Origin of the sequence: Terriglobus albidus (assembly GCF_008000815.1) — a bacterium.
Classification (GTDB): domain Bacteria; phylum Acidobacteriota; class Terriglobia; order Terriglobales; family Acidobacteriaceae; genus Terriglobus; species Terriglobus albidus_A.
Map to the genome: position 1 here is coordinate 518975 of NZ_CP042806.1, position 20612 is coordinate 539586.

16 protein-coding genes and 1 riboswitch are annotated in these 20612 nt (G+C 59.2%); of the genes, 8 read left to right on the plus strand and 8 right to left on the minus strand.

The features are described from left to right. Positions 1 to 3 precede the first annotated feature (3 nt). On the minus strand, positions 4 to 1416 hold the full coding sequence (locus tag FTW19_RS02120; RefSeq protein ID WP_147646100.1) for a dihydrolipoyl dehydrogenase family protein: 1413 nt from the start codon (positions 1414 to 1416) through the stop codon (positions 4 to 6). A 111-nt stretch (positions 1417 to 1527) separates the two neighbouring features. Between FTW19_RS02120 and FTW19_RS02125 the strand changes: the two genes are divergently transcribed. From FTW19_RS02125 to FTW19_RS02155, 7 genes are all read left to right on the plus strand, one after another. Further along, entirely contained in the window at positions 1528 to 2409 is an 882-nt protein-coding gene (locus FTW19_RS02125; protein WP_187143213.1) for a LysR family transcriptional regulator, read from the plus strand. 51 nt (positions 2410 to 2460) lie between these two features. Further along, positions 2461 to 2564, plus strand: a riboswitch (SAM-I-IV-variant riboswitch). Between the two features lie 51 nt (positions 2565 to 2615). Continuing rightward, on the plus strand, positions 2616 to 3677 hold the full coding sequence (locus FTW19_RS02130; RefSeq protein ID WP_147646101.1) for a low specificity L-threonine aldolase: 1062 nt from the start codon (positions 2616 to 2618) through the stop codon (positions 3675 to 3677). Positions 3678 to 3897: 220 nt separating this feature from the next. Beyond that, entirely contained in the window at positions 3898 to 4248 is a 351-nt protein-coding gene (locus FTW19_RS02135; RefSeq protein ID WP_147646102.1) for a PadR family transcriptional regulator, read from the plus strand. 30 nt (positions 4249 to 4278) lie between these two features. After that, on the plus strand, positions 4279 to 7002 hold the full coding sequence (locus FTW19_RS02140; RefSeq protein ID WP_147646103.1) for an ABC transporter permease: 2724 nt from the start codon (positions 4279 to 4281) through the stop codon (positions 7000 to 7002). 272 nt (positions 7003 to 7274) lie between these two features. Beyond that, positions 7275 to 7931 (plus strand): (2Fe-2S)-binding protein, encoded by a 657-nt coding sequence (locus FTW19_RS02145; RefSeq protein ID WP_147646104.1) that lies wholly within the window; start codon positions 7275 to 7277, stop codon positions 7929 to 7931. Between the two features lie 14 nt (positions 7932 to 7945). Beyond that, positions 7946 to 8950: an FAD binding domain-containing protein gene (locus FTW19_RS02150; RefSeq protein WP_147646105.1), complete on the plus strand. Its 1005-nt coding sequence runs from the start codon at positions 7946 to 7948 to the stop codon at positions 8948 to 8950. Between the two features lie 12 nt (positions 8951 to 8962). Continuing rightward, positions 8963 to 11230, plus strand: coding sequence for a xanthine dehydrogenase family protein molybdopterin-binding subunit (locus tag FTW19_RS02155; RefSeq protein ID WP_147646106.1), 2268 nt, complete (start codon positions 8963 to 8965; stop codon positions 11228 to 11230). A gap of 160 nt (positions 11231 to 11390) precedes the next feature. Here FTW19_RS02155 and FTW19_RS02160 read toward each other — a convergent pair whose 3' ends face one another. From FTW19_RS02160 to FTW19_RS02190, 7 genes are all read right to left on the minus strand, one after another. After that, positions 11391 to 12512, minus strand: a complete 1122-nt coding sequence (locus FTW19_RS02160) for a GGDEF domain-containing protein (protein WP_147646107.1) — start codon at positions 12510 to 12512, stop codon at positions 11391 to 11393. Positions 12513 to 12517: 5 nt separating this feature from the next. After that, on the minus strand, positions 12518 to 13528 hold the full coding sequence (locus tag FTW19_RS02165) for an ATP-binding SpoIIE family protein phosphatase (protein ID WP_147646108.1): 1011 nt from the start codon (positions 13526 to 13528) through the stop codon (positions 12518 to 12520). A 3-nt stretch (positions 13529 to 13531) separates the two neighbouring features. Beyond that, a complete protein-coding gene (locus FTW19_RS02170) occupies positions 13532 to 13945 on the minus strand; it encodes an anti-sigma regulatory factor (protein ID WP_246153535.1) in 414 nt (137 codons plus the stop codon). After that, positions 13917 to 14309, minus strand: a complete 393-nt coding sequence (locus FTW19_RS02175; protein ID WP_147646109.1) for an STAS domain-containing protein — start codon at positions 14307 to 14309, stop codon at positions 13917 to 13919. The genes FTW19_RS02170 and FTW19_RS02175 overlap by 29 nt, the downstream gene beginning before the upstream one ends. Then, entirely contained in the window at positions 14309 to 15190 is an 882-nt protein-coding gene (locus FTW19_RS02180) for an STAS domain-containing protein (RefSeq protein WP_147646110.1), read from the minus strand. Before FTW19_RS02180 ends, FTW19_RS02175 begins: the two co-directional genes overlap by 1 nt. 485 nt (positions 15191 to 15675) lie before the next feature. After that, the gene (locus FTW19_RS02185; protein WP_147646111.1) at positions 15676 to 18510 is read right to left on the minus strand and encodes an ABC transporter permease; all 2835 of its coding nucleotides are present in this window, start codon (positions 18508 to 18510) and stop codon (positions 15676 to 15678) included. A 20-nt stretch (positions 18511 to 18530) separates the two neighbouring features. Then, complete coding sequence (locus tag FTW19_RS02190) at positions 18531 to 18869, minus strand: PadR family transcriptional regulator (RefSeq protein ID WP_147646112.1); 339 nt, start codon at positions 18867 to 18869, stop codon at positions 18531 to 18533. Positions 18870 to 19560: 691 nt separating this feature from the next. On the opposite strand from FTW19_RS02190, the gene FTW19_RS02195 reads away from it, so the two are divergent. Then, on the plus strand, positions 19561 to 20541 hold the full coding sequence (locus FTW19_RS02195) for a metallophosphoesterase (protein WP_147646113.1): 981 nt from the start codon (positions 19561 to 19563) through the stop codon (positions 20539 to 20541). Positions 20542 to 20612 lie beyond the last annotated feature (71 nt).

Genomic DNA, 20612 nt, shown 5'->3' on the forward strand with positions numbered 1-20612 from the left:
TGATCAGCGGGCCGGAACAGTGGGCTCTGACTCGAAAAGCGAGTGCACGCCCTCGACAAGAGTGGGATGCGCCAGCATCGCATCGCGAAGCGCGGTATACGGCAGGCCGGCCAGCATCGCAATCTGAACCGCCGACATCACCTCTCCTGCACCTGTACCCAGTCCGGAGAAGCCCAGGATGCGATCGTCGTCCCCGACCAGAGCCTTCATGAATCCTTTGGTCTCCATCAACGCTCTTGCACGCAGCACCGCCGCCATCGGCGCCCGGAAGAGGCGATAGCGTATCTCCCTAGCCTTCGCTTCAGTCTCACTGAGACCAATGCGCGCAAACTCCGGATCGGTGAAGAGGCAGAATGGAACCAGCCTTCCCGTCGTAACAGCATTGCCTCCGTCGAGGTTATCTTTCACCACCCGGAAATCGTCTTCACTGACATGGGTAAACTGCGGACTTCCCGCGATCTCACCCACAGCCCATACACCCGGAGCCGTTGTCTGCAGCCGTTCGTTTACCTGGATGTAGCCGCTCTTCGCGAGCTGTACACCGGCTGCTTCGAGCCCGAGTCCCTGCGTGTTAGGAACTCTTCCCGTGGCAACTAACAGATGCGTACCCTCCACCACTGCTTCGCCGTCCGGTCGATGGAGAAAGATCTTTACCGTTTGTCCGGAGACTCCCGTCACCTTTTGAATCGGCGTCCCGAGAGCAAACTCGATCCCCTCATCGCGAAGAATGCTGTGGATCGCCTCGGTCACATCCACGTCCTCGCGATGGAGTATTCGGCTGTTACGGTCGATCACCGTCACCTTGCTGCCAAACCGCCGCATGGCCTGTGCGAACTCGAGGCCTACATATCCTCCTCCAAGGACGATTAGCCGCTCCGGCACATGGTCAAGCTCCAGAGCTTCGACATGGGTCAGTGGCTGTGCTTCCGCAAGCCCTGGAGTCTTGTCGACCGCAGCATGTGTCCCGGTACCGATAATGACATTCGTCCCTGTCAGGACCCGCGTGCTTCCGTCCGGTAGTGTTGCCTCGACTGTCTTTGGTCCGATAAAGCGGGCAGTCCCCATGATCAGCTCGGCTCCGCTCTGGTGATAGAGGTCTTGATGGGTTTCCACCAGGCCGGCGACCATGCGACGCTTGCGTTCCCTCACCGCCGGCATGTCGACTTCCATCTCGCGCATGCGGATGCCAAACTCTTCGCCTCTCCGCGCATACTCGACCACCTGTGCCGTGTGGATGATGTTCTTACTGGGGAGGCAGGCAATGTTCGGGCACGCTCCGCCGACGTACTTCCTCTCGACGACCGCAACCCGTTGGCCACGGCTTGCAAATGTCCACGCGGAAAGCTTCGCTCCGGCGCCGCTTCCAATGATCACCAGGTCGTACTCTTCAGGCTGTTGTGAGGAAGGGCTGCTCATAGCTCTTTGATTCCTTTAGGAAAATGGGCTCCACGGATGAATCTAGTGGAGCCGCCAATCTCGCGAATAGACCGCTCCAGGCAATATCATCTATTCCGGATTGGAATAAATATGAGCCGCCTGCGGGAGATGGAAGTGTTTGTACGCGTTGTCGAGACGGGGTCGTTTTCCGCCGCCGCACGCGATTTCAAGATCGGCCAGCCGGCCATCTCAAAGAGCATCACCTCGCTCGAAACCCGGCTTGGCATCCGCCTTCTGGCGCGCTCCACCCGCCGCCTGACTCCGACCGAGGCCGGCAAAGCATTTTATGAACGTGCTTTTCGCGCTCTCGCAGAGGCAAACGAAGCGGAGGCCGCAGCGCAGAGCGCGGGCAAAGGATTATCCGGACGGCTTCGCGTTTATGCGCCCGTAACCTTCGCCCGGCTGCATCTTGTTCCCAGGCTCAACGAGTTCCTCGAAGCCAATCCCAAACTCGATCTCGAAGTCGTGATGGATGACCGGCCGATCGATCTGCTGGCAGAAAACATCGACATAGCCATTCGCATGGGCGTACTTGCCGACTCCGCGCTCAAGGCCAAAAAGATCGCCAGCGGAGAGCGCCTGGTATTGGCCAGCCCTGACTACTTGCGTCGCAGAGGCATCCCCTCTCGGCCATCCGATCTGCGCAGGCATGAGGCCGTGATCTACAACCACGGCACCGGTGGCGAGGAGTGGCTGTTCACGCGTTACTCCTCCAGTCTTCGCGTGCGCATCCAGGGAAGGCTCGCGCTAAACGCGGCCGAAGGGGTACGCGCCGCGGTCATCTCCGGCCAGGGCTTCACCATCGCCTCCCGCTGGATGTTCCAACCCGAGATCGCCTCGGGCGAGGTGGTTCCTATCCTTACCGATTGGGAGCTGCCGCAGATCGATCTTTGGATCGTTTATCCCTCGGGCCGGCTGACAAGCACAAAGGCAAGAACCTTCGCTCTCTGGTTTCAGCGCTCGATCGGTTGAAGCGAACCATTACATCCAATTGCCCCCGACCCACACACCGTTTATGATGAAAGACGACATCAAGAGTTGAGCTCACTGCTCAACGCCAACCTGCCCCGAGCAAGGTGGCGTCCCATCTGGGAGATGTGGCCTGTCCGGCAACTTCGGGAAAAGCCGCACATCCGTGATTTTCTTTTGATGGACCAGTAAGAAAGGGTTCAATACGCATGTGTGCACCAAAACAGCAGTTCGCCAGTGATAACTACGCCGGAATCTGTCCTGAAGCATGGGCCGCCATGGCCGAAGCCAACATCGGACACGAAAGCGCCTACGGTGCAGACTCCTGGACGGCACAGGCGGCGGACGCCTTCCGCACACTCTTCAGCACCGACTGCGATGTCTTCTTCGCCTTCAATGGAACAGCAGCCAACTCCCTCGCGCTTGCTGCTCTGAGCCAGAGCTATCACAGCGTCATCTGTTCGGAGCTGGCGCACGTGGAGACCGACGAGTGCGGCGCCCCCGAGTTTTTCTCGAACGGCGCCAAGCTTCTTGTCGCTCCCTCATCGAACGGCAAACTTAGTCCCGAAGCGATCCGCCTGATCGCATCACGACGCACCGACATTCACTACCCCAAGCCGCGCGTCGTCACCATCACGCAACCCACCGAGACCGGCCTCGTCTACACCCTCGACGAGATCCGCGCCATCGCTGCCACATGCCGCGAGCTCGGCCTTCGTCTCCACATGGATGGAGCGCGCTTCGCCAATGCGTGTGCGACGCTCGGCTGCACACCCGCGGCCATGACCTGGGAGGCCGGTGTCGATGTTCTCTGCTTCGGCGGCACCAAGAACGGCATGGCCGTCGGCGAGGCCGTGATCTTCTTCGATCGCGCGCTCTCACAAGACTTCGACTATCGCTGCAAACAGGCAGGACAGCTCGCCTCCAAGATGCGCTTCCTCGCCGCTCCCTGGGTCCGCATGCTCGAAACCGGGGCCTGGCTGCATCGCGCGGCACATGCCAACACCTGCGCCAGGACATTTGCAGAGAAGATCGCCGGCCTGCCGAACATCGAGCTCATGTTCCCGGTCGAGGCAAATGGCGTCTTCGTCAAGATGCCTTCCGCCATCGCCGATGCGCTGCGCGCCAGAGACTGGAAGTTCTACACCTTCATCGGCGGCGGAGCACGCTTCATGTTTGCCTGGGATACCGCACTCGATTGCCTCGAATCGCTGGTCGAAGACTTTCGTGCTGTAAGTGCAGAACAAACTGGTGCACCAGTTCTGACGTAATCGCAATGACTGGCTAAACGGGTGGGAGAAGCGGGCTTCAGCCCGCTGATAAGAGTGTAAAAAATAACGGGCTTCAGCCCCGGGCCTTTGTCTTTTCAAGAAATGCCAGGGGACTGAAGCCCACGGCTCCCACCGATTCGAGCTTCGCTCGAATGCTTTGCCTGGAAATAGGTTGACATAGGCTGCCTATGTCAGCCATCCTTACTGCCATAGTTTGTCTATGGCAGTAAGGAGCATTTCTGTGAAGCCCAACGATATTCCGCCCGGCTCCCTCTCCCTCCTGATCCTCAACACTCTTTCGCGCCACGGCGAGATGCATGGCTACGAGATCGCCGAGTCCATCCTGCATACCTCCGGCGATGTGCTGCAGGTAGAAGAGGGTTCCCTGTATCCCGCATTGCAACGCCTTCTGGTGCAGGGCTGGGTCTCCGCCGAGTGGGGCACGACAGCCGGCAATCGCCGCGCGCGCTACTACCGGCTGACCGCAGCAGGACGCAAACAACTCGCTGCTGGGCTCTCGCACTTTCACCGCATCTACGGCGCGATCACCGCCGTGCTGCAGCCTGCCTGATCGCCTCTGCTTCACCAAGGAGACCACACCATGCGCCAGCTTCTCCGCCGCCTCAGTATGCTCTTCCATCGCTCTCGCTTTAACGCCGACCTCGAAGAGGAGATGCGTCTCCACCTCGAACTCCGGGAGCAGCAGCAGGTTGCCGCCGGTCTCTCTCCCGGGCAGGCGCATCGTGAAGCCCGCCGCCGTTTTGGCAACAACGCTGTTCTGCGTGAAAGAAGTTTCGCCGCGTGGGGATGGAACTGGCTGGAATCCTTCGTGCAGGACACGCTCTATGGACTTCGTTCCATGCTGCGCTCACCCGGCCTCACCTGCGTCGCCCTGCTCTCGCTCGCACTCGGCATCGGCGCCAACACCGCCATCTTCAGCTTTCTCGATGCCATCGTGCTGCGCTCGCTGCCCGTCAAAGCTCCAGGACAGCTCGTCATCCTGGGCGATGGTGATGAAGATGGCGTCACCGATCGGTACGGCTCCACCACTCTCTATTCCTATCCCTTCTTCTCGCAGCTCCGCAGCAAGAACGCCGTCTTTTCCGAAGTCGCGACGGTCCTCAGCTTCAACGGTGAAGCGCACGGCACCATCGATCACCGCGACCAGATGGAGATCATCTCCCCCGACCTCGTCTCCGGAACCTTCTTCTCCACTCTCGGCGTAGAACCCGCCGTTGGCCGGCTCTTCACCGCCGACGATGACACCACCGAAGGTGCACATCCCGTCGCGGTTATCAGCTACGCCTTCTGGCAGACCGCACTTACCGGAGCGCCTGACGTCCTCAATCACACCGTCAAATTCGCCGATACCACCTTCACTATCATCGGCGTCGCTCCTCCAGGATTCTTCGGCATCACCGTCGGCCACGCACCCGACCTCTGGATACCGATGGCAATGATGAACTCACTGCCTGCTCACTACAACGGCTATAAAGACAACTTCTACCAGTCCAATCACATCTTCGGCCGCCTGAAATCCGGGGTCACGCACGCGCAGGCGGAAGCTGAGATTAATGTCCTGTATCAGCAGATCACCCGCGGCTTCCCCGATGCGCGACTCAATGACTACAACCTGTCACACCTGCAGCAGGCTCATGTTGCGATCACTTCGATCGCAACCGGTACCGCCGGCCTGCGTCATCAGTTCTCTGACCCGTTGAAGCTCCTCATGGGTGTTACTGCCCTGGTACTGCTGATCGCGTGCGCCAATATCGCCAATCTGCTTCTGGCACGATCCACCGCACGCGCACGCGAGTTTGCAGTGCGCCAGGCGCTCGGAGCACAGCGCCTTCGCCTGGTTCGTCAGCTCCTCACCGAAAGCCTCATCCTCGCACTTATCGGAGGCCTGCTTGGGATCGCCTTTGCTGTCGCCGCCGACCGCATACTGCTGCGCATGATCTCCGGTGGTCCCGACGCTGACCTCATTCCGATCGATGTCTCGCTCAACCTGCCGCTGCTCGGCTTCTCGGTTGCCATCACCGTTGGAACGGCGGTGCTCTTCGGCCTCGTGCCGGCGTTGCGTGCCTCACAAGTCGAGGTGACCGGAGCTCTCAAAGATGGCCGCAGCAGCACCAATGCCGCAACGCGTAATGTCCTTGGCAAAGTGCTCATCGTCGCGCAGGTCTCTATCTCCTTCGTGCTGGCTGTCGCCTCCGTTCTCTTCCTGCGTTCCCTTGTTAACCTCACGCATGTCGACACCGGCTTCCCCCGCAATGGCGTAATGCTCGTCAACATGGATTCCTCGGTCCTCGGCCTCAAAGGCGCAGACCCGCGCATGATTGCCATGTTCTCGCAGATCGAAGATCGCGTCGTTGCCATGCCAGGAGTGCACGGCGCCGGCTTTGCCGCCTTCACCTTCCATCAGGGCAGTTGGAACACCTCCATCAATATCCCAGGAACGGCCTACAACGATGCCGTCAACATCAAACACAACGTCATTAGCAACGGCTACTTCAATACCATGCAGATTCCTCTGCTCGCCGGCCGTATCTTTGGCCCTCAGGACACGGCAACCTCACAGAAGGTCATCATCCTCAGCGAGAGCATGGTTCGCGATCTCTTTCCCGCCGGCGTCAATCCCATCGGCCGGCACATCTACATCGGAAAAGATCCCGACCCCAGGAACGACGTCGAAGTCGTTGGCGTGGTGAAAGACGTGAAATTCGGCAATCTGCAGGAGCACCGCCAGTACATCGACTACGTTCCCAATCCGCAGCATCCGTGGGGTTATGGCACGCTCGCCGTCCGCTACACCGGCGACTTCAATACGGTCTCCAAAGATGTGCAGAACACTATTCACTCCATAAACCGTGGCCTCACCATTAACCGCGTGACCACGCTCGACCGCGTAATCGAACGCAGCATCACCAACCAGACTCTTGTTGCGCAGCTTTCAACCTTCTTCGCCCTGCTCGCCGTCTTTCTCTCCGCAATCGGCATCTACGGCCTGATGAGCTATCTGGTGAGCCGCCGCACGAACGAGATCGGCATCCGCATGGCCCTCGGCGCCGCACGCGCAAGCGTCGGCTGGATGATCATGCGCGAGATCGTCCTGCTCGTTGTCTCCGGCATCGCCCTGGGAGGCGCGCTCACCCTCGCCACCAACCAGCTTGTGCAGAGCCTGCTCTACGGCCTGAAGCCAACCGAACCACTCAGCCTGGTGCTGGCCATTGTTGCCCTGCTCGCCATCGCTCTGCCTGCAGCCTGGCTACCCGCCCGCCGCGCCTCTCGCGTCAGCCCCATGGAGGCGTTGCGCTACGAGTAAGCACCATCGCCATCCACCATGGCTCCCTCCCCGGAGAAATAGGCAAAGAAACGGCAGGATCGGGATACCGTTCTCTGCTTTTTCTGGCGTAGCCTCAATCGTTGGGAGACTTAGCTGCATCTATCCGGATGCAGCTCAAGGTTTTCCGCGTACGTCGTCGGTGTTCAGAAGGGCTTCCATCGCAGAGGCTCTCATCGTCGCTGCTGTTCCCTCGGCGTGCAGCATACGTTCGCGGAATCCATCCAGATGATCGCAATCCAGGGAGGAACAAGATGGCAGAGCACACTGATGACGCATCCAAACCCCTTACCTCGCTTGAAAAACTTAGCCGGCGTTCTTTCCTCTCGCGCGCGGGCGCCATGGGTGTTGCCACCGCGGCGGCAACCGTTGCTCCCGTAGTCGCATCTGCGGAACCCGAGCGGCCTCAGCCGCAGGGGGACCCCGCCGCCATGCCCGAAACACCAGGAACCATTCCCATCACCCTCAAGGTAAACGGCGAAACCCATCAGCTCCGTATCGACCCTCGCGCTACCGTGCTCGACACCCTGCGCGAGACCCTGCACCTGACCGGCACCAAGAAAGGCTGCGACCACGGTCAGTGCGGCGCATGCACGGTCCACGTCGACGGCCGCCGCGCTAATAGCTGTCTCTTACTCGCCGCCATGCACCAGAAGGCTGAGATCACCACCATCGAGGGCCTGGGCACGCCGCAAAAGATGCATCCCATGCAGGCCGCGTTCGTCGAGCACGATGGCTATCAATGCGGCTACTGCACCAGCGGACAGATCATGTCTGCCGTCGCCATGTTGCATGAACCCTGGGGCGATACCGACACCGACGTGAAGGAAGCACTCAGCGGCAACATCTGCCGCTGCGGCGCTTACCCCAACATTGTCGCTGCCGTGCAGTCCGTCCGTCGTCACGCCTAAGGAGGAACCTGGCCATGCAGCCTTTCGATCTCATCTCTGTCGATAGCATTCAGGACGCGGTCAAAGCCCAGTCCTCTGCCTCCACCGCACAACAAGGCGCGTCTGTCCGTTACATTGCCGGTGGCACCAACCTCGTCGACTACATGAAGCTGAACGTCGAGACTCCAGCAAAGCTCGTCGATATCAACGGACTCAATCTCACCGCCATCGAACCCGCCGCCAATGGGGGTCTTAAGATCGGCGCGCTCGCTCGTAACACCGACGTTGCCTATCACGACTCCGTGAAGGCACAGTTCCCGGTACTCTCACTCGCTATCCTCAGCGGAGCCTCTACCCAGCTCCGCAATATGGCCACCACCGCCGGCAATCTTCTGCAGAAGACACGCTGCGTCTACTACCGCGACACGGCCTATGGCTGCAATAAGCGCCAGCCCGGCACCGGCTGCTCCGCCATCGGCGGACACAACCGCATGATGGCTATCCTGGGAACCAGCGATCAGTGCATCGCCTCCAACCCCTCTGACCAGAACGTGGCTCTCGCTGCGCTCGAAGCTACCATCCACGTCACCGGAGCAAAGGGAGAACGCACCATCCCCATCGCGCAGTTTTACCTGCTGCCCGGCAACACTCCCGAACGCGAGACCGTGCTCGAGCCCGGCGATCTCGTCACGCACATCTCCATCCCCTCCCTGCCTGCAGGCGCGAAGAGCTACTATCTCAAACTTCGTGACCGCACCTCCTACGAGTTTGCACTCGCCTCCGCTGCCGTTGTTGTCAAACAGAGCAATGGCCGTATCGACTTCGTTCGCGTAGCCATGGGCGGTGTTGGCACAGTGCCCTGGCGCAGCCTCGAGGCCGAAAGAGCACTGCAGGGCAAGGTGGCAACACCAGCCAACTTCCGTGCCGCGGCAGAAGCCGCGCTGCACGGAGCCCGCCCGCAGTCGCAGAACGGCTTCAAGGTCGAACTTGCGAAGCGCTGCCTCACCCACGCACTCGCCGAAGTCACCCGCCAGGCATAAGGAGGAACCCCGATGGAACAGCAGAAGCCACAGCCCGTTACTGAGAGCAAGATCGTCGGTGTACCTACGCCGCGCATTGATGGACCGCTGAAGACCACCGGCGCGGCCATGTACTCCTCTGACCATCACTTTCCCGGTCTGGTCTATGCATGGCCGGTCACCGCGACCATCGCCAGCGGAACCATCAGCGGCATCGACGCCTCCGCCGCCGAGAAGATGCCCGGCGTGCTCGCCATCTACACGCACAAGAACATCGGTCCTCTCTATCGCACGCCGCCGTCGGCCGGTTTCAGCATGATCCTGGATGAGCGGCGTCCTCCGCTCGAAGACGAGACCGTCTCCTACTATGGCCAGTACGTCGCCGTTGCCGTCGCACATACGGTGGAACAGGCACGCGCCGCAGCCGAGGCGGTGAAGGTGACCTATGCCAAGACGCCGCACAACACCAACGACAAACTTCTCGACACCCCCACAGTCGCGGGCAAACCGAAAGAAGTGACTAAGCGCGGCGACGCCGCAGCAGCTCTCGCGGGCGCAACCTACAAACATGATGCCGTCTACTCCACTCCAGCCGAGACGCATAATCCCATCGAGCTGCACGCCTCCGTAGCGGTCTACAAGGACGGTAAGTTCACTCTCTACGAGACCTCGCAAGCCGTCGTGAATCATCGCGACGTCATGGCCGCCATGCTCGGCGTTCCTCCGGAGAACGTACAGGTCATTACCCGCTTCCTCGGCTCCGGTTTCGGAGGAAAGCTGTGGCCCTGGCCGCATGCGATGCTTGCCGCAGCAAGTGCACGCAACCTCAATCGTCCGGTAAAGCTCGTCGTCAGCCGCTCAATGATGTTCCAGAGCGTTGGCCATCGCCCCACGATCGACCAGCGTGTTCAGCTCGCCGCAGATAAATCGGGCAAGCTGCTCGCAATCCGACACGATTACGTCAATCACACCTCCATGCTCGACGACTACGACGAGGGCTGCGCCGAATCCACCGGCTTCATGTACTCCTGCCCTAATGTTCTGGCCACCTCCGGCCTGGTCCGCCGTAACGTTGGCACACCTACCTCCATGCGAGGCCCCGGCGCAGTACCCGGTCTATACGCATTCGAATCCGCCATGGACGAGCTCGCCATCAAGCTCGACATCGATCCCGTACAGCTTCGCCTTCTCAATGAACCGGAGAAGGACGAAAGCACCGGACAGCCCTTCTCTTCACGTCACCTGAAGGAATGCCTCACCGTGGGCGCGGAGAAGTTTGGCTGGGCAAAGCGCAATCCCGCCATTGGCTTAATGAAAGATGCGGAGGGAAGAACTCTCGGCTGGGGCGTCGCCGCATGCACCTGGATTGCCACCCGCACTGATGCCGAGGTTAACGTCGAACTGCGGCAGGATGGCACCGCACGCGTCACCTGCGGCACGCAGGACATCGGCGGCGGCACCTACACGGCTGTTGCGCAGATGGTCTCTCACGAGACCGGAATTCCGTTGCAGCGGACCGATGTCGTTATGGGCGACTCCGGACTTCCTCCGGGACCAATCAGTGGCGGCTCCTGGGCGACTGCGTCTGTTGTTCCTGCCGCCTTGCAGGCCGCACAGCAGGCGAGCAAGCAGCTGCTCTTGCTTGCTACCAAAACCGATGGCTGCCCCTTCAAAGGCAAGAGCGCTGACGAGCTCGAATTCGTCGACGGCGTTGTCCGCATGAAAGGCCAGACCTCAGGCGCACTTCCTTTCGGCGAAATCCTCAAGGCGGCCAACGTCCGCTCCGTCAGCGCTACCGGAAAATCCACGGGTCTCTTCGGCGACCCCAATCAAAAATTCTCCTTCCATAGCTACGGCGCACAGTTCGCCGAGGTCACCTGGCAACCGGAGATCGCACGGCTGCGCGTAAGCCGCGTTGTCACTGTCATCGATGCAGGCCGCATGGTGAATCCTCGCGCTGCACGCAACCAGATCGAAGGCGCGGTAGTAATGGGCGTCGGCATGGCCATGCTGGAGGCGACGGAGTACGATCAGCGTTCCGGAGCTCCTATCAACGCGAGCCTGGCCGACTACATCGTTGCCGTCAACGCCGACTGCCCCGCCATCGACGTTACCTTTCTCGACTACCCGGACTTCAACCTCAACCCGCTCGGTGCCCGCGGAGTCGGCGAGATCGGCCTGGCTGGCATTGCCGCGGCCATCACCAACGCCGTGCACCACGCCACGGGCATTCGTGTCAGAAACCTGCCCCTCCGTATCGAAGACCTGCTTGTTAGCCCCAGGGAAAGGAAGCTCGTCTGAAAGTAAAAGGGATTCGACAATCATTTTGTCGAATCCCTGGTCTCTTGTCTTCAACGTTGTCATCCTGAGCGTAGCGAAGGACCTGCTTTTTCAGCGCTTCGGATGGCAACGCTCTTCAGAATCTATGTCGTTAACTTTAGATTCAGAACACTAGGAAACCTCACGCCGGAGCGATGATCTCACCGAACTCCGTCCGGTTACGGCCTTTGTCCTTCGCCAGATAAAGCGCCTGGTCGGCGGCTTCTACCAGTACGCCGTATCCAAGCCGTGCAATCGACTCATCGTACGGAGGCTCACAGACCGCCGCGCCGATACTGATGGTTACGGTAGATCTGATTGGAGTTTCATGCGCGATCTTTTGTGCTTCGACTTCCGCATGCATTCTAGCGGCTACCTCAGCAACCTCGCTTGCACTGGTGAACGGCAGCACTGCGGCAAACTCCTCTCCGCCATAACGAGCAACCAGATCGCTGCTGCGCGGCAGTGCCTTTTGCAGTGCCCCCGCCAGTAGCACCAGGGCCTCATCTCCATAGCGGTGCCCGTGCCGGTCGTTCAATAGCTTGAAGAAGTCGACATCGATCATCAACAACGCCAGCGGCTGCTGTGTACGCATGGCGCCGCTCCACTCACGATCGAGTCCACGGTCGAAGGAACGCCTGTTGGCGACACCGGTCAATGGGTCCTGCAGTGAAAGCTCTTCCAGCTTGCGATTCAGCTCGACAAACTGCGCCTGCTTCTCACGGACTTCCGCAAGTGCACGCAACAGCTCCTGGTTCTGCCGTTCCAGCTCCTGGAAAGGATCGGCAACACTCTTGCGGATCAATTCTCCGGCGATCTTCAGCACCGCGGCCTCATCGTAAAACGGCTGTACGCCGGGCAGCAGCTTGCCTGCCTCCGCCACGGTGCCAGAAGGCGATGAAGTGATTCGGAAGTGGTCCATCAGGTTCTTCGTTCCTGTAATCCCTTTGCCCAGGCCCGTCATCGACTGATAGCGGCCGGCCAGAATCTCATCAAGATTCGGAATTCCGGGGCCATTGTCTTCCACGACCACCATCAGGATCTGCGGCTGACGCCTGGTCAGCAGAAACGTGACCGTTCCTCCCCCGGCATAGCGAAAGGCATTCCGCGACAGCTCAGAGGTTGCGGTCGCCAACCGCACCTGCTCCTGATAGCTGAAACCCAGAAGTGCTGCGACATCGCGGGCATACTGCCGCGCGTGCATCACGTTGCGGTCATAGCGCAGGGGGATGGCATAAATAGGTAGCCGCTGACTATTTTCCATACAGGTCAAATACGTACAACCAGGACCGTGACATCATCACGGCCCCTGCAATGATCGCGATAGAGCACCGCGGCAATCAGGGCAGGGTGTTTTCCGAGCAGACCTGGATATTGCTCTAGTGCCCAGCGGGAGCTAAGACCGTCGGAAGACAGAATGAGAGTCGCCTCTCCTTCCCATGTATACAGGAACTCACGTACGCGATTCACCGTATGCCCCACCGTTCCGTTCATCGAGACAAGATTCTGATGGGATCTGCCGGCATGAAGCACTCCCGAAATATTGCCCGCACCGGCATAGTGCAGAGTCCGCTGACCATCGAGCGTTGCGATCGAAACCGCTGCTCCCCGTGTCTTTCGCAATGCCCGATGCATCTCACCCAGAAGATCTTCCGGGAGAAGGCCGGGGTTCTGCTCCAGCACCTCGCACGCACGGCCGGATGCCAGGGCGGCATCTTTCCCGTGCCCCAGGCCATCGGCGACCATGTAAAGGCTTCTCCCCCCCGCGCGGATAACCTTCCAGGCATCGCCGCAATGCACCTCTCCCTGCATTGGAAGGTTCATGACGCCTACACGGCTGATTCCCCGGACCGCGGTCATATCCGTAATCTGTCTGGCAAAGACGCGGGCAAAGACAACCGTTCCCGCTCGAGGGATGGAATAGACCTGAAACTCCTGCGCCAGCCGCCGCATCGCCCCCAGCCCAGTTCCGGCAGTACCCGCAGTGGAGAAACCATCTTCCAGAGCCCGCTCGATATCGGCAATTCCAGGGCCGCGGTCCAGGGCCACCACATCCACCCCCGCATACCCATCCATCGTCCATGGGGCCAGCACGATCTCTCCGCTGCCTGCGTGCAGCGCGATGTTGCGGCCAGCTTCGGTGACGATAATGCCAAGGTTCCCGGCCGCGGTCTCGCTGAAGGCGAGCGACTCTGCAATCGCCGCCGCTTGACGCCGCGCGTGACCAATGTAGCTCTGATCATTCACCAGGATCGGAATCCGTTGATGTGACACGGACATAGCTTACTTCCAGCGGGTTACAGTCACGACCGTCCCGGATCCGGGGGACGACTGAATATCGAACTCGCTCATCAGCCGCCTGCTGCCGCTCAGGCCGAGTCCCATCCCCCCTGCGGTGGTGTAGCCATCCCTCAAGGCCATGGCGACGTCCGCAATTCCCGGCCCCTGGTCGGAGAACTTAAGCCGTATCCCTTTACGCGCACCGACGGCGAGCAGCGACATCTCCATCTCGCCGCCGCCGCCGTGTTCCAGCGCATTCCGTGCCAGCTCGCTGGCGGCGGTCACGATCTTGGTCTGATCGATCAGGGTAAAGCGCTCTTCCGACAGCCAGGTTCGCACCCGCTGCCGCACGTGAACCAGATCGATCTGAGTCCTGATCGGCAGGATCTCACTCCGCGTAATGATCTGTTCCGACACCGTTTCCACCTGTCGCCGCCTGCCGCAAATACTCCATTCCCAGGTCGACGTTTAAGGCTGTGCGGATACCGGGCAATGACATCCCCAGTTCCACAAGCGTGATCGCAACCGCAGGCTGCATGCCGACGACAACCGTCTCCGCATCCAGCACACGCGCAATTGCAGCAATATTAGCAAGCGTTCGTCCAATGAAGGAATCGACAATCTCCAGTGCAGAGATGTCGATTAATACCCCCGTAGCCCCCAGCTCCGCAATGCGGGTCGAGAGATCGTCTTGCAACTGCAGCGCCAGGTCGTCATAAAGATCCACCTGGATCGTCACCAGCAGCAGACTGCCGATACGAAGAATCGGAATGCGCTCCATTACGACACCCCGGCGACAGGAGCGACGACCGGCGCGTGGCCGGCTTTCTGCACCACCGTGCGACCACTACGCTCCAGCGCGAGACGGAAGGCGTCCGACAGCTTGGAACGCGTCACTACGTCGTTCAGGGTGATGCCCAGATGCACGATCGTCTGCGCAATCTGCGGTCGGATGCCACTCAGAATGCACTCAGCGCCCATCAACCGAGCGGCCGTAATCGTCTTCAGCAGATGCTGCGCCACCAACGTATCAACCGTCGGCACTCCGGTGATATCGATAATCGCAAAACGCGAGTTCGTCTGCACAATCGCTTGCAGCAACGACTCCATCACCATCTGTGCACGCGAGCTGTCCAGCGTTCCGATGACCGGCAGGGCCACAATGCCATCCCACAGCATGACCACCGGCGTCGACAGCTCCAGCATCTCCTCCTGCTGGCGCGCAATCACCTTGTCTCGGCTCTGGATATAACTCTCTGCAATATGGAGCGCCATAGCGTCAACAAAATTGTTCGTAACATCAATCTCGTGGAACAACTCGTCCGGCGCGGTCGTCAACTGTTCCCGGATAAGCTGGAACATTACCGGCTTCAGCGAAAGCAAAAACTGCGCCGTCTCAGAAGGAGAGGAGCCGTGCGCTACACGGGAGATGGAGATCTCCATCAACTGATCTCGCACCGTCTGCCAGCCTTCGGACGAAAAGTCCTCCAGCACGGTGTTCGGAGGCGGATTTGAAATCAGAGTCAAAATCTTCCTGGCGTGCTCCCTGACCTCAACGTCGCCTATCAGGTCACGCCGCCGTGCGGCCGTCTTGAGGCTATTCAGCCAGTCAGTCAGGATTCGATCCTGATTGTCGCGCATCATCTTCAGAAGTTTGATCATGTCGTTCCTATTGAGATAAGGGGAGTTTATGTTTTCTCTGCATACGCTCTGCGGGGATTTAGAGGTTCAGCCAGTACGACCCATTTCATCGGAAAGGATTCTCAGGTTACCTTATTTTTCGGGAAAAACACATAGGTAACTATTTGATATACCAACACCTCAAGACATCGCTTCGTCCTGCCATCGCTACCGTACACCGCCATAAGACGAGCCATTCACCTTCGCGAGATACGCCGAGTGTCCAAAAACACCACTCCGTAACTCCACGTTCACCCGCTGTCAGAGTTTCGCTTCCATGGGCGCAGCAAGCATGCCACAACGCCATCCTCCGATCCAAGGCCGACTCCGGGGAATCAAGACCGGCTCCAGGGAATTAAGTTCGTTGGATGAAAAGGCCTGCCCCCATGGGAGAGCGTTGAAGACGCCTCCCATATCTGCCTGGAGAAGCGGCCGGGACGAAGCATATGAAAATTAGCCGGATGATCCTATTCGTATCGAAGGGCCGTCAGGGGGTCGATTTTGGCTGCCCGCCGCGCCGGTAGCCAGGTCGCAAACACGGTCATTCCAGCGACGACCGCAATCGCGATCGCGAACGTGAGCGGATCAACCGCACTCAGCCCAAAGAGCTGGCTCCGGATGCTTCGGGTCGCCAGCAACGTGAGCGGCAATCCGAGACTCACACCTACGGCCAGCAGGCTGAGCGACTCCTTCAGAATCATCCACAGCACAGTCTCCAGTTGCGCACCGAGAGCAATGCGGACACCGATCTCTGTCGTCCGTTGAACGACGTGATAACTCATCACTCCATACAAACCAATCGCCGCCAGCAGCAAGGCGAGGATGGAAAAGACGCTCGTAAGCGTTGAGATCAACTGATCATTTGCGATCAGGTTCGATACCTGTTCTTCAATGGTTGTAACTCTCAGCAGCGGCAGGTTGGGATCAATCGATGCAACCGCCGCCCTGAGGTCGCCAACCATCTTTGCCGGATCGGCGGTGGTTCGAAGCAGAATCGCATAGGCATAGCGATCCTGATTCTCCTCCCGCTGAGTTATCTCTCTGCCGGATGAGACAGGCGTATACGGATCGATCTGCGCCAAAGGGATGTAGGTCATGCGTACCGGTTCCGTCTCCCGCGGGTTTCCGGATTTCGTATTCCGTACGATACCGACGATCCGCCATGGGCCTCGCACGCTATCAATGCCTAATGTCAACATGCGGCCAACTGCCTCGCCTCTCGGGAAATAGCGTTTCGCAATTGATTCGCTGATCACCGCAACCTTCAAGCTGCCGGCAGTATCTTCGGGGGTAATGGAGCGTCCCGCGACGAGCGTAATTCCGGCAGTCTCGAAGTATCTGCCGGAGACTCGGTTCAGCACGGAGACCATATTCTCTTTGGGACCAGGTGTGTAGCCGGCGGGCGAAATGTTGGAGCTCCACACTCCTTCGCTGATCGGAGGGGTCCCTGATAAAGCCGCAGAGCGAACTCCCGGAATTGCAGAGAGCCGGTCGAGGAGAAGCTGATGCAGCACCGGCGTCTGATGGGGCTGATATCCGGCGAGCTTTTCGTCGATGGTCGCAAGCAACAGATGCGTTCGCTCAAACCCGAAATTCTGGTGTTGCAGGTTGCGCAACGTACGCACCAGCAAACCGGCTCCCACCAGAAGAAGCAGCGACAACATTACCTGAGCGGTGATCAGCATCTTCGGCCAGAATCGTGAAGCTCGCCCCCCGTTGCCTTGGACCGTTCGTACAGTCGTGTTGAGCGACCCGCGCTCCCCCAGGCGCGCTGCAACCATGGAAGGCGCAAGACCGAATAACAGTGCTGTCGCCATTGAGACGCCGAAGGTAAATCCGAGCACCGCCATATTCGGCGTTGCACTCATAGTGGTTTCTTCGCTCCCCTGGCTCACAAACGCGATTAACGCGCGCGTTGCCGCGAAGGCCAGACCTAGCCCCAGGGCGCCACCGAAGAGCGACAATAGCATCGCCTCCATAAGACTCTGCCTGACCAAACGCACGCGGCTGGATCCCAGGGCTAACCGCGTTGCAATTTCGCGCTGCCGTGCGGCTCCGCGTGCGAGCAGGAAGTTAGCGAGGTTCGCACAGGCGATCAGAAGCACCACGACCACCACCGCCATCAGAATCTTGAGAGAGTCGCCATACTGACTGCGGACCAGGGACACTCCGGTCGCTGCCGGCACCAGGGGCACATTCGCCTGCTCGATCTCCTTGCGGCGCTCCGGAGTAATCGCGCCTCCCTCTCTGGCGAGGATGCCGAGACGGATCTGCTGATTCAGCCAGTTCTGGCTTTCAAGAACTCCTGCTTTACCTGCCGATGCCTGCTCGCTCAATCGCCCAAAGAGATGCAGGAAGTACTGGCCCGATTGCGGCACCAGCATCGATGGATGCTGCAGTACTGCAACTTGCATGCTGATCGGCGTCCAAAGATCGGTCGGCTCAACTTCCTGCCGGAATCCATGAAACGCCTCAGGCATCACTCCGACGATCTCGAACGGTATGCCATTGATTGTGAGTGGCTTGCCGATGACTGCAGAATCGGACGACAGGGCACTTTGCCAGAAATGATGACTGACAACCACGACGGAGCCTCTGCCGGGAACGGCATCGTCAGCAGGCAGAATGCCACGTCCAAGCAACGGCTGCGCTCCAAGCAGATGAAAGTAATTGCCGGAGACAAGCGTCGCCTGGGCAAACATGGCGGGCGCACCGGAGCCCGCTACGCTTGAGAGACGAACACTCGTCTTGTTCGAAAAACTTCCATACGCCGCAATTCCCTGGAATGGCCCGGGATTCATCTCCAACTGCCGGGAGAAATCCCAAGGGAAGTAGCCGCCGAATGCCCCAAGATCGATGCCGCCCGCAACGCCGCCATATACCGAATCGCCAAACGCAACCAGTTGTTGAGGATTCTTTACCGGCAGCTTCCTCAGAAGGACCTGATCGATCAGTGTAAAGATCGCACTATTAGCGCCGATGCCAAGAGCAAGAGAGAGAATGGCCACGGCGGTAAAACCGGGCTGCCTCATCAAGGACCGCAGACCAATACGAAGGTCTTGAAAGAGGTTGTCGAGAGACGACTCCCACCGCGACGACCAGACCTTGTGCTTCACCACGCTGCTGCTGCCCAGCTCTGCCATCGCCGCGCGGCGCGCCGCATCCGCGCTCATGCCCTTCTGACGTTTATCCTCGATCGCGGCTTCGGTATAAGCCTGCAGCTCCTCATCCAGTTCGCGCTCGATGCGGCTCCGTTGCAATAGTGCCCTGATTCCCATCACGAGATTCGTTAACCAGCTCATAGAAAATCCTTCGAACCGAATTACGCTTCAAGAATGCGTGCAATGGCCGTGATCCGCCGCCCCCACTGCTCTTTCTCCTGCTGCAGCGCCTTGCGGCCCTTCGCCGTGATCTCGTAAAACTTCGCGCGCCGACTGTTCTCCGTACTGCGCCACTGGGTCTTTACATAACCGCTGCGCTCCATGCGGCTCAGTGCAGGAAGCAGAGAACCCGCATTCACGCGAAAGACTCCATCACTCATCTGTTCAATGCGCAACCCGATGCCATAGCCATGCATGGGCTCAAGTGCCAGCGTCTTGAGAATCAGCATCTCAAGCGTTCCCTGGACTAGCTCGCCTGGCTCTGTCTTCGATACGGACATCGAATCTCTCCTCTAGTTCCTCTAGAGGACAAAGATACGCCTTTCCTCTAGTTCGTCAAGAGGAGCAGGAAATTACCTGGCTGATCACATCTGGATGGGCATATTGCAGTCCCTTGATCATAAAGATTCAAGATGAATGAGAAGGCGCGGTCCCACAACAAACCGCGAGTGGAGCGCTGAAGGCGCGCTCTATACCAGCCTGGGGCAACGCCTCAGGTCTTCCGTCCAATGAGGAGATAAGGGCTGAAGGCCCGATCTATAGTACTGGTCAGTATAGACGGCCAATCTCTGTTTAGAGAGTATCGGCATCCCTGTCGCTAGAAATATAGAACGGGCTTTCAGCCCTTCATCTTTCTTGCACACGCTGCCTGGGGCGTTGCCCCAGGCAGCGTATAGAGCGCGCCTTCAGCGCTTTTATTCCTACAACCCTCCCGCCGAGGCAGCCTCGATCAATCCCGCAGAAGCTCTTCGGATCGAGTAGAGCGTTTTCCCTGTTACTGGGTATTCCGGACGGGATGAGCAGCGGCGTTTTCATTGCGGAAAACGCCCATAGATGCGGAAACCCTACTCTACCCCTACAGGGAAAATGCTCTAGCGTTTCAGGGCGGGTCGGTCGACTCCGCCGAACATCCCACATCGCACTATATCTATCGCGCGCGTGTATAGTACCGATCAAGAAAGAGCCGCCGGTATGAGCCATGCATCGCGTCCAGAGGTTGATCGGGAGATCCTGGAAAAGCTGGAACTCCGGCTCGGCAAAGTGCATGCGCGCCAGCGGCTGGGCATCGAAAAGGATCACGAAGCCATCTTCGGGCACGGGCTTAATTTCTTTCATCCTGAGAACTGGTACTCGCTGCATAGCCTCTTCAAGGCCGTACTCAAGGGGACGGGGCTCTATGCCCGCGGCCATCGGAATGCACAGAGGATCCATCTACGGAATAATCCTGTCTTACTGGAACGGCTGCCTTCGCTCTTCGACGGCTTTTCGGTGTTGCATATCAGCGATCTGCACGCGGATCTGAGCCCCGAACCGATGAAGCGGCTGGCGGAGGTCGTCCCTGACCTGCATTACGATCTCTGTGTCCTGACCGGAGATTTTCGCGGGCAGACCTTCGGCCCCTTCGACGTTGCTCTCGAGCTCCTGCAGAACGTGCGGAGCCATCTCAAAGGTCCTGTCTACGCTGTCCTGGGCAATCACGACTCCGTCAGAATGGTGCCCGCGATCGAGGAGATGGACATCCGCATGCTGATGAATGAAACCGTCGTCATTGCCCGCGGAGATCAGGAGATCTACCTCAGCGGAGTAGATGACGCCCACTATTACCGTGCCGACAATGTTCACCAGGCGGCAGGTCCTATCCCCTCCGGCGGCATCTCCATCCTGCTCTCGCACACGCCGGAGATCTATCGGCAGGCCGCACACGCTGGCTTCTCCCTGATGTTGAGCGGCCATACACATGGCGGACAGGTCTGCCTGCCGGGATCGATTCCGATCACTCTCGATGCAAAGCTGCCACGCTCTATGGGTGCAGGTCCATGGACATACGGCACATTGATCGGCTACACCTCAGTCGGTGTCGGCTGCTCCATCGCACCGGTACGTTTCAACTGCTTCCCTGAGATCACCATTCATCGGCTGATCCGCGCAGAAAGCCCCGCCTGGTATCCCTAGAGCATTTTCCCTGTAGGTGTAGTGTAGGGCTTCTGCATCTATGGGCGGTTTCGCAATGAAACCGCCCTGCA